Origin of the sequence: Streptomyces sp. NPDC047081 (assembly GCF_040643775.1) — a bacterium.
GTDB lineage: Bacteria > Actinomycetota > Actinomycetes > Streptomycetales > Streptomycetaceae > Streptomyces.
Window position 1 is genome coordinate 36,338 of record NZ_JBEYUY010000048.1, and the last position, 11,128, is coordinate 47,465.

General features: G+C 73.5%; 3 protein-coding genes. All 3 read left to right on the top strand.

All coding sequences use genetic code 11. The features are described from left to right. Nucleotides 1–88: 88 nt before the first annotated feature. Nucleotides 89–7,819, top strand: coding sequence for a type I polyketide synthase (locus ABZ848_RS46970; protein WP_360842510.1), 7,731 nt, complete (start codon nt 89–91; stop codon nt 7,817–7,819). A gap of 66 nt (nt 7,820–7,885) precedes the next feature. Then, nucleotides 7,886–9,358, top strand: a complete 1,473-nt coding sequence (locus ABZ848_RS46975) for an FAD-dependent oxidoreductase (protein ID WP_360842513.1) — start codon at nt 7,886–7,888, stop codon at nt 9,356–9,358. Nucleotides 9,359–9,943: 585 nt separating this feature from the next. Next, the coding region (locus tag ABZ848_RS46980; protein WP_360842519.1) for an ATP-binding protein at nt 9,944–11,128 on the top strand (1,185 nt) is incomplete at its 3' end.

Genomic DNA, 11,128 nt, shown 5'->3' on the forward strand with positions numbered 1-11,128 from the left:
CTTTCGTCCCGTGTCAGTGGCCCGTCGTAGTCTGATCAACAGGCCGCCAGGGAGCGGACGTTCGAGCAAGAGGGGCAGCCTAGTGGGGGTGGCGGAAGCGTTCGAGGTGCGGCCCGTCGCGGAGTTCCTCGTCGAGAACTCCGTGCGCTACGGCGACAAGCTCGCGTTCGCCGACGACCGGCGCGGGGTGAGCTGGGCCGAACTGGAGCGCAGGACCGCCCGGTTGGCGGCCGGACTGGGCGTCGGTCGGGGCGCCCGGGTGGTCTTCTGCCTGGACGCCGCAGTCGAGGTGGTCGAGGGGCTGCTCGCCGGTGTGCGGGCCGGCGCGGTCGGCGTGCCGCTCAGTTCCCGCGGTACCGACGCCGAGATCGCGGAGCTGCTGACCGACTGCGATCCGGCCGTCGTGGTCACCGACCGGCGCAACCTGCCCCGCATCGCCCGGCTCACCGCGGGCTGGTCGCTCCGGCTGATCGTGACCGGCGAGGGTCCCCTGCCGCAGCACGCCACGAGCTTCGAGGCCCTGATCGCCGAGTCCGCGCCTTCGCCCGCCGACGACCTCGGCCTCGACGAGCCCGCCTGGCTCATCTACACCTCCGGCACTTCCGGCACCCCCAGGGCCGCCGTCTCCAGCCAGCGCTCCGCCCTCTGGTCCTCCGTCGCCTGCTACCTCCCTCGGCTCGGACTGTCGTCGGCGGACCGCGTCCTGTGGCCGCTCCCGCTCTCGCACACCTACGCCCATTCGCTCTGCGTCCTGGGCACCACCGTCGCGGGGGCCGGCGCCCGGATCACCGCGACGCCCGACCCGGCCGAACTGGTGCGACTCGTCGGCGAGTTCGCGCCGACCGTGCTGGGCGGTGTGCCCCTCACCTACCGCCAGCTGCTCGACGCCGGGCTGGGCCCGGTCCCGTCGCTGCGGTTCTGCGTGACCGCCGGGGCACCCAGTGAGCCGGACCTTCGGGAGCAGGTCGAAGCGAGGTTCGGCGCCCCGCTCCTCGACGGGTACGGGAGCACCGAGACCTGCGGCAAGATCGCCATGGAGTCGCCCGACGGGCCGCGCGTGCCCGGCGGCAGCGGACGGCCGCTGCCCGGGATGGACATCCGGCTCGTCGACCCGGAGACGGGAGGCGACGGTCCGGACGGCGAGGGCGAGATCTGGGTACGCGGCCCCGGCGTCATGCTCGGCTACCACAACCGGCCCGACGACACCGCCGACGCCGTACGGGACGGCTGGTACCGCACCGGTGACCTCGGCCGGCTCGGCGAGCACGGCTGTCTGACCGTCACCGGCCGGGTGAACGACCGGATCGTGCGCGGCGGCGAGAACGTCGACCCGGCCGAGGTCGAGCACGTACTACGCGGACTGCCCGGAATCCAGGACGCGGCCGTCGTGGCGCGCCCCCATCCGCTGCTCGGCGAGGTCCCGGTGGCCTTCGTGGTGCCCGAGCGGCAGACCCTCGACCGAGCGGCCCTGCTGCGGGCGTGTGCCTCCGTGCTCTCCGCGCACAAGGTGCCCGACGAGATCCTGTTCACCCCGGCCGTGCCGCGCACCGCCGCGGGCAAGCCGCGCCGCGCCCTGCTCCGCGAGGCACTCGCCGCGCGCCCCGCCGAACCCGCCCTCGCCCGCCTCGCCGACCGCATGCCCGGCGAACGGCGCGCCGCGCTGACCGACCTGGTCTGTACGGAGGTCTCGGCGATCCGGGGGAGCGCGGCCGACGCCGGCACGGCCTTCGCCGACCTCGGGCTGACCTCGATGGACGCGATGACCCTGTGGCACCGGCTCAGCCTGCGCACCGGCCTGAGCCTCCCGGCGACGCTGGTCTGGGACCACCCGACTCCGGCCGCCGTCGCCGCGTACCTGGACACCCGGCTGCACGGCACGCCCACGCCCGTGGCCAGGCCGCCGCGGCGCCGCGGCCCGGAATCCGAACCCATCGCGATCGTCGCCGTCGGCTGCCGCTATCCGGGCGGGGTGGCCTCACCCGAGGACCTGTGGCGAGTGGTGGCCGAGGGCGCCGACGCCACCGGCGACTTCCCCACCGACCGGGGCTGGGACCTGGCCTCCCTCTACGATCCCGACCCCGACCGGCTCGGGACGTCGTACACCCGCCGTGGCGGCTTCCTCGACGGCGTCGCGGACTTCGACCCGCTCTTCTTCGGCATGTCACCCCGCGAGGCCCTCGCCACCGACCCACAGCAGCGACTGCTGCTCGAGGTCGCCTGGGAGACGCTGGAGCGCGCCGCGATCCCCGCGCCGACGCTCCGCGGCAGCAGCACCGGCGTGTTCGTCGGGCTGATGCACGTGGGGTACGGCAGCGGGCTCGCGCCGCACGACCTGGAGTCGCACGTCGGCATCGGCTCGTCCGGCAGCGTGGCCTCCGGGCGGGTCGCCTACGTCCTGGGGCTGCAGGGCCCGGTGATGACCCTGGACACGGCCTGCTCGTCCTCGCTGGTCGCGATGGACCTGGCCGCCAAGTCGCTGCGGGCGGGAGAGTGCACGCTCGCGCTGGCGGGCGGGGTGACGGTCCTGTCGAGCCCACAGCCGTTCATCGCCTTCAGCCGTCAGCGCGGCCTGTCGCCGGACGGCCGCTGCCGGTCGTTCGCCGCGGGCGCGGACGGCACCGCCTGGGCCGAGGGCGTCGGCCTGGTGCTGCTGGAGAAGCTGTCGGACGCGCGGCGCAACGGCCATCCGGTGCTCGCCGTCCTGCGCGGCTCCGCGGTCAACTCGGACGGCGCGTCGAACGGCCTGACCGCCCCCAGCGGCCAGGCCCAGCGGGCACTGATCCGGCTGGCACTGGCCGACTCGGGACTGCGGGCCTCGGACGTCGACGTCGTCGAGGGACACGGCACGGGCACCTCGCTCGGCGACCCCATCGAGGCCGGCGCCCTGCTCGCCACCTACGGACAGGACCGCGACCCCGCCGACCCGGTGTGGCTCGGCTCGGTCAAGTCGAACCTCGGGCACACCCAGGCCGCGGCGGGCATCGCCGGCCTAATCAAGATGATCGAGGCGATGCACCACGCCGAACTGCCCGCCTCCCTCTACGCCGATCAGCCGTCACCGCACGTCGACTGGGACTCCGGCGCCGTACGACTCCTCGACCGGGCGCGCCCCTGGCCACGCGGCGAGCACCCGCGACGCGCGGCGATCTCGTCGTTCGGCATCGGCGGGACCAACGCCCACGTGATCATCGAGGAGCCGGGGGAGGCCGATTGGGCTTCCGATGCCGGTTCTGGCGCGAGCGGCCTCAAGTCGCACCTGCCGGTCACCCCCTGGCTCGTCGGAGGCGGCGACGAGGCCGGACTGCGCGCCCACGCAAGGGAGTTGGCGGTCGCGCTGGCCGACGTGTCCGACCCGTCCGCCGCGCTGGACGCCGCGTACTCGCTGGCGACGACCAGGGCACCCCTGTCCCGCCGCGCGGTCGTCCTGGCCACCGATGCCGAAGGGCTGCTCGCCGGGCTGCGCGACCTGGCCGCCGGCGTCGACAATCCGGCCGTGCTGCGGGGCAGCGCGGGCACGCGTCCCAAGACGGCTCTCGTGTGCGCGGGCCAAGGCGCCCAGCGCACCGGCATGGGGCGTGAACTGCGGGCCGCCTTCCCGGTTTTCGACGCGGTGTTCACCGAGTTGTGCGAGGAGTTCGGCCCGTGGCTGGAGCGGCCGCTGCTGGAGGTGATCGACGCGGCCGACGACAGCCTCCTGAACCGCACCGACTACGCGCAGCCCGCGCTGTTCGCCTTCGAAGTCGCCCTGCACGCCCTGCTCGCCGAGTGGGGCGTGCGACCGGACTACCTGGTCGGCCACTCGATCGGCGAACTCGCCGCCGCCCACATCGCCGGCGTGTTCTCCCGCGCCGACGCGGTACGACTGGTCGCAGCCCGCGGCCGGTTGATGGCGGCACTGCCCACCGGCGGGGCGATGGTCGCGGTCCGCGCACCGCTGGCCGAGGTGACCCGACAACTGGACGAGACATCGGGGCGGGTAGCGGTCGCGGCCGTCAACTCACCGTCGTCGGTGGTGCTTTCCGGCGACGAGGACGCGGTGACGGACCTGGTGTCCCGCATCGGACGGCCCTCCCACCGCCTCCGCGTGAGCCACGCCTTCCACTCGCCGCTCCTCGACCCGATGCTGGCCGAGTACCGCACGGTCGCCGAGTCGGTGACGTACCACCAGCCGTCCGTGCCCGTGGTCTCCACCCTGACCGGCCGCCAGGAGCGGGACGCACTCACCACCGCCGAGCACTGGGTACGGCAGGCACGCGAGACGGTCCGATTCGCCGACGCGGTGCGGCACTTGGCCGACGAGGGCGTCACGGCGTTCGTCGAGGCCGGCCCGTCCGTTTCCCTCGGCACGGCGATTGAGGAGTGCGTCGGGCCGGACGCGGTGATCACCCGATGGGCGGATGCGGGCACGGCGTTCGAGGCGCTGGCCGCACTGCACGTGCACGGGGTCGAGGTGAACTGGCAGGCGGCGTACGCGAGCAGCGGTGCCCGCCGACGCCCGCTGCCCACCTATCCCTTCCAGCGGCAGCGTTACTGGCTCAACGCCGTCCGGCACCGGCCGCCGGCCGGCCACCCCCTGCTGGGGCAGCCCCAGCCCGACGCCGACGGACCAGGCATCCGGCACACCTCCGTACTCTCCACCGCACACCACCCCTGGCTCGCCGACCACGCCATCGGCGGCCGAGTGGTCGTCCCCGCCGCTCTCTTCGCGGAGTTGGCCCTCCGTGCCACCGGCACCTCCGGCCCCGCCCGGCTGGCCGAACTGGTCCTGCACGAACCCCTGGTGCTGTCCCCGGAGGACCGGACGCAGGTGCAGGTGGTGGCCGGGGCCCCCGACGAAGCAGGCGCCCGACCGGTCACCGTCTGGGCCCGCCCGGCCGACACCACACAAGCGTGGAAGCGCCATGCGACGGCGACGATCGCCCCCGCCGAGGCGCCGCCCGTCACCAACCAGCCCGGGACATGGCCGCCCACGGGTGCCGCGCCCATCCCGGTCGACTATCCGCGCCTCGAAGCGAACGGCCACCACTACGGGCCCGCCTTCCGCGCGGTCACGGTCCTGTGGCGCCAAGGCGACGACCTCTTCGCCGAACTCGCCCTGCCCGGCGGGGAAGCGGCGACCGCGGGCTCGTACACCCTGCACCCCGCACTGTTCGACGCGGCACTGCACTCCGCACTGCTCGCCGAGAACTCCGGTGAGCGACCCCGCGAGCCCCGGGTCCCCCTCGCCTTCACCGGCCTGACCGTGCACGCACCCGGAGCCTCCGCAGCACGCGCGGTCATACGGCGCCTCGGGCCGGACGAGTTCCGGGTCACCCTCACCGACCTGGCCGGTCGGCCCCTCGCCGCCGTCGATTCCATGGTCACGCGGCCGATCCCGGCACACCTCACCGTCGCCGACGACATCTACGGCGTCACCTGGCGGCCGGTCGCGGCGGACACGGGCCCGTCGAGCACCCCCGCGGAGCGTGAACTTCTCGACGTGCCCCGGCTCGCCGCCGCCCTCCCCGAGGACACCACCCCGCCCGACCGCACGCGGGCGCTCCTCACGGCCGTACTGGAACGGATACGCGACTGGACCGGCGACATCCGGCCCGGCCGTCTGGTCGTGCTCACCCACAACGCCACCGGCGAGGACCCGGACCTCGCCGAGGCGGCCGTCGCGGGGCTCGTGCGCAGCGCCCAGTCCGAGCACCCGGGCCGGATCGTGCTGGTGGACCAGCGGGGCGTACCGGCGTCACCGGCACAACTGGACGCGGCCCTGCGGTCCGGCGAACCACAAGTGGCCCTGCACGGCGGCACCGTCCTGGTGCCCCGGCTCGCTCGCGTGGAGGCGCCCTCGGCCGAGCCGCCCGCCCTGGACCCCGAGGGGACGGTGATCGTCACGGGCGGCACCGGTGCTCTCGGACACGCGCTGGCCCGATATCTGGTCGCCGAACGAGGCGTGCAGCACCTGTTGTTGACGGGTCGTAGTGGACGGGTCCCGGACTGGGTGGGGGACTTGCCCGCCAAGGTGCGCGTGGTGACGTGCGATGTGAGCGACCGCGCGGCCGTCGACGCCCTGATCGCGTCCTGCCGGCCCGCGCCGACGGCCGTGTTCCACCTCGCCGGAGTCGTGGACGACGGTGTGGTGGACACCATGACCCCCGAGCGGCTCGCGAGCGTGCTCGCGCCGAAGGCGGACGGTGCCTGGCATCTGCACGAGGCGACAAAGGAGTTGGGCCTGACCGCCTTCGTGCTGTACTCCTCGGCCGCGGGTGTGCTCGGCCGACCGGGGCAGTCGAACTACGCTGCCGCGAACGGGTTCCTCGACGCACTCGCCCGGCACCGGGTGGCTCACGGGCTGCCCGCCCAGGCGCTGGCCTGGGGTCCCTGGACCACCGCCGGGGGCGACGGAGGGATGGCGGGCCGGGTGGCGCCCGAACGGCTGGGCGAGGGCGGCGTTCTGGCCGTCACCGAGCAGGAGGGCATCGCGCTCCTCGACGCGGCCCTGCACAGGACGGAACCCGTACTCGTGCCGATCCCGCTGGACCTCGCCGCCGCGGACGCACCGGTCCTCGCCGACCTGGTGAAGCGGCGTCCGGCCCGGACCGCGCCCACCGACGCCGGCGCGCCCCCGGGTACCGCCAGCAGTCAGGTGGCTCAGACACCCGGTGCCTGGCGCGAGCGACTCGCCACCGTCGACCCGCACGAACGCGAGACCGTGCTCGCGGAACTGATCCGCGCCGAGATCGCCGCCGTCCTGGGCTTCCCCGACCCGGCGGCGCTCCCTGTGGAACGCTCCTTCACCGAGCTCGGCTTCGACTCCCTGGCCGCGGTGCAGGTCCGTAACCGGCTGAGCGTCTTCACGCGCGTACGACTGGCTCCGACCGTCGTGCTGGAGTACCCGACACTGCCCGCCCTGGCCGCGCACGTGCATGCGGTGCTGATCGACGCGGGCGCGCTGCCACAGGGCGAATCCGAGCCGGAGACCGACGGGGGTTCGGACGGCGCGGTGCCGGGGGCGTCGTACCGCTTCAGCGTGCTCTACCACCGGGTGCTTCGGGAGCAGGGGCCGTTGGAGGCGATGGGCCTGCGCCATCTCGCCTCCCACGCCCTGCCGGGCATCACCGACGGCGAGCGCGGCCGGTACAGCGTTCTGCCGGTCCGGCTGACTCAGGGCGCCGGCACGCCGGTGGCGTACATACCGGACTACCTCTCGCCGTACACGCGCGTACCCGCCGGTCTGGTCGAGCAGTTCGCCGGTGAACGGGACCTGTTCCTGCTGGAGCATCCCGGGTTCGGCGCCCGCCGTGGTGTCCCCGACAGTGTCGCCACACTGGTGCGCGCGCACGCCGACACCCTGCGCGCGCTGTCCGCCGACAGGCCGCCCGTCGTCGTCGGATACTGCGCCGGCGGCGCGATCGCCCACGCCGTGGCCCGCCACCTCGCACGCGAGGGGCAGCCGCCGGCCGGCGTGATCCTGCTCGACTCCCACGCCGGACTGCTGCGCCGCGGCGATCCGCGCGGGCTGGCCCTGATGGCCGCGGCGACCGACCTGCCGGACGAGGCGGCCGAGCAGATGGACGACTCGCTGCTGATCGCCGGGGGCGGCTACGCGCGCGTGCTGGAGGACTGGCGCCCCGAACCGTCACCGGTGCCGACCCTGCTGCTGCGCGGCCGCCCCACGCCGCACATGCGGCGGATCGACCCCGACAGCGACTGGGCGGCCGACTGGCCGCTGCCGCACGACGCGGCGGACCTCCCCGGCGACCACTTCACGCTCCTCCAGCGCGACGCCGGCGCCACGGCGGCGGCGATCCGCGCCTGGCTGCCCGACTGACCACCCGCTGCCCAAGTGACAATCCGTGTACGAGATTTGAACGACCCGCAGAGCAGGAGACCCGGAATGACCTCGGAGTACGACCTCGTCGTCGTGGGCGGCGGACCCGCCGGCTCGACCGCCGCGACCGCTGTGGCGATGCGCGGACACCGGGTGCTCCTGCTGGAGCGGGACACCTTCCCGCGCTACCAGATCGGCGAGTCGCTCCTGCCCGCCACCGTCCACGGCGTGTGCCGTCTGCTCGGCGTAGCGGACGAGGTGGCACAGGCCGGCTTCACCCTCAAGCGCGGTGGGACCCTGCGCTGGGGCCGTGATCCGGAGCCCTGGCAGTTCTCGTTCTCGATGACCCCGCGGCTGCCCGAGCCGACCGCCACCGCCTTCCAGGTGGAGCGCTCCCGCTTCGACGACATCCTGCTCCGCAACGCCCGGCGTGTCGGCGTCGAGGTCCGCGAGAACAGTCCGGTGCGCCGTGTGCTCACCGAGGGCGCGCGGGTGCACGGCGTCGAGTACACCGACGCGGACGGCACGACCCGCACCGCGCACGCCCGGTTCGTCATCGACGCCTCCGGCAACACCAGCCGCCTGCACAGCCGGGTCGGCGGCGCCCGCGTCTACTCCGACTTCTTCCGCAACCTCGCCGTGTTCGGCTACTACGCGGGCGGCCGCCGGCTGCCCGAACCCAACAGCGGCAACATCTTCTGCGCCGCCTTCGACGCCGGATGGATCTGGTACATCCCGCTGCGTGACGACCTGACCAGCGTCGGCGCGGTCATCGCGCCCGAGCACTACGTGGCCGTCCAGCACGACGCCCGCGCCGCCTGGCAGGACATGATCAAGGCCTGCCCGGAGGTCGACCGGCTGCTCATTGACGTGCCGGTCGCGACCGAGGCGCCGTACGACCAGGTCCGCGTCCGCAAGGACTACTCGTACTGGAAGAACTCGTTGTGGACACCGGGCATGGCGCTGGTGGGCGACGCCGCGTGCTTCGTGGACCCGGTGCTCTCCTCGGGTGTCCATCTGGCCACCTACGGCGCCCTGTTGGCCGCCCGCGCGGTGAACTCCGCGCTGGACGGCAGTGTTTCCGAGGAGACCGGCTTCGCCGAGTTCGAGGCGCGCTACCGGCGCGAGTACGGCGTGTTCTACGAATTCCTCATCGCCTTCTACGACATGGAGCGCAACGATCGGTCGTACTTCTGGTCGGCGAAGAAGGTCACCCGCGTGGACCTCGACGAGGCCGCCGCCTTCGCCGAGCTGGCCGGGGGAGTGGCGTCCGGCGACACGGCGGTCGGCGCGCCCGCGGGCCTCGGCGCCCACTGGAGCGCCGCGGCGGCCGAACTGGACGGCGCGGTGGGGAAGTTGACGGCCGGTGACAACCGCGTGAACCCGCTGCTGTCCACGCGTGTCGTGGCCGAGACCTTCCGCACCGGCAACGACCTCCAGGAGCAGGCCCTGTACGGCGGCCCGCTCGACGACCCGGGCCCGGCCGCCCGCAACGGCCTGGCGGTCACCGCCGACGGTCTGGCCTGGGCCGCGTCGTAATGCCGGTTGGGCGGGTGCTGTTCGGCCCCGCCATTCGGTGATCGTTGAGCGCGCCGGTTCGGACCGTTTTTCGCCACATTCCGAAGGGTTCATGATCGTTGTTCGGACGCACATTTCCTGCCAAGGCGACCGTCCGACCGGTTTCCCGGCGCCGGAACGGTGTGTCGGGCGTGTTGCGACAGGGGACGAATCGGTCCCTCGGCTGGCCGGGTTGGTCGAGAGTCGCGTCGGACGTGGTGAAGAGGCGGTGAAGCGGAATCGTTTCGGCGGGCCGAGGGTCTGTTTCTGTGGGGATGTGTTTACGCCAGAGTGCGTTGAGTGGCGTAGGGTTGCTGACCGTTAACTGTCCTGTCTTGTACGGGAGTTGACCTTTGCTGCGCGCTGCGTGCCGCGCGTCCTTGCTGGTTGACCGAGAGGACTCCGATGCCCGAATCTCCGCCTTACGCAGTGCGCGTGGAACCAGGTCAGGCGGCCGCGGCGGGACCGACGCGAAGCAGGCGCGGTCGGCATTCGGGGCAGGACGAACTCGGGGAGGCGGCGAGCCGGTCCCGCGCGGTGCGTCTTGGCGTGCTGCCCGCGGCCGTCATGGCCGTTCTCGCTGCCGGGGTGGTCGTGTTCGTGCTGCGCTCGCAGTCGGGCACCGCCGACGCGGGCACCTGGACCGTCCTCGTCGGCGCCGCGGTACTGGGCTGCGGTGTCCTGGCCGCCGCCGTGTACGCGGGCCGCGCCGAGGACCGCCGCACGGCACGGCAGTACGAGGCGCTGCGCCGGTCCGTGACCGCGGGACAGGCCGACCTGCACGCCGTGCTGCAGCGGCTCGAGCGGGGCGAGCCGGTCGAGCAGACCCCGTTCAGCGGCGCGGTCCCGCCGCGGACCGACCCGCTGGGCATGCTGGCGTACGAGATAGCCGTCGGGATGTGGCAGGTGCGCGCGGCGCTGGCCCAGACGGCGCAACTGCCCCGCGGCAACGCGCAGGACAGCGGGGAGCGGGTCGAGGTCTTCGTCAACCTCGCCCGGCGTCTGCAGTCGCTCGTGCACCGCGCGATCAACATGCTCGACCAGCTGGAGAACGAGGTCGAGGACCCGGAGCTGCTCAAGGGCCTGTTCACCGTCGACCACCTCACCACCCGCATCCGCCGCCACGCGGAGAACGTCGCCGTCCTCGGCGGCTCGGTCTCCCGCCGCCAGTGGACGCGCCCGGTGACGCTCACCGAGGTGCTGCGCTCCTCGATCGCCGAGGTCGAGCACTACTCCCGGGTCAAGCTGGTCCCGCCGATCGAGGGGACCGTGCGCGGGCACGCCGTCGCCGACGTCATCCACCTGCTGGCCGAACTCGTCGAGAACGCCACCGCGTTCTCCGAGCCGCACACCCAGGTGCTGCTGCGGGCCCAGCGCGTCGCCTCCGGACTCGCGGTGGAGGTCGAGGACCGAGGCCTCGGCATGCCGCCGCAGGAGCAGGCACGCATCAACGCACTGCTCGCCGAGCCCGACCACGTCGACCTCAGCAAGCTGCTCGCGGACGGCCGGATCGGCCTGTACGTGGTGTCGGCGCTGGCCCGCCGCCACGGCATCGCGGTCCGGCTGCAGAGCAACATCTACGGCGGCATCCAGGCCGTCCTGATCCTGCCCCCCGGGCTGCTCGGTGACGAGAACGCCGCAGGGCCCGCCCGGACGCCACTGGTGCCAGGCCGTCCGCGCGAAACGGGTGGCCAGGTACTGGCGGGTGCGGTTGTACGGGTCCTCGCCGCGCAGCCGGTCCCAGCACGCGTA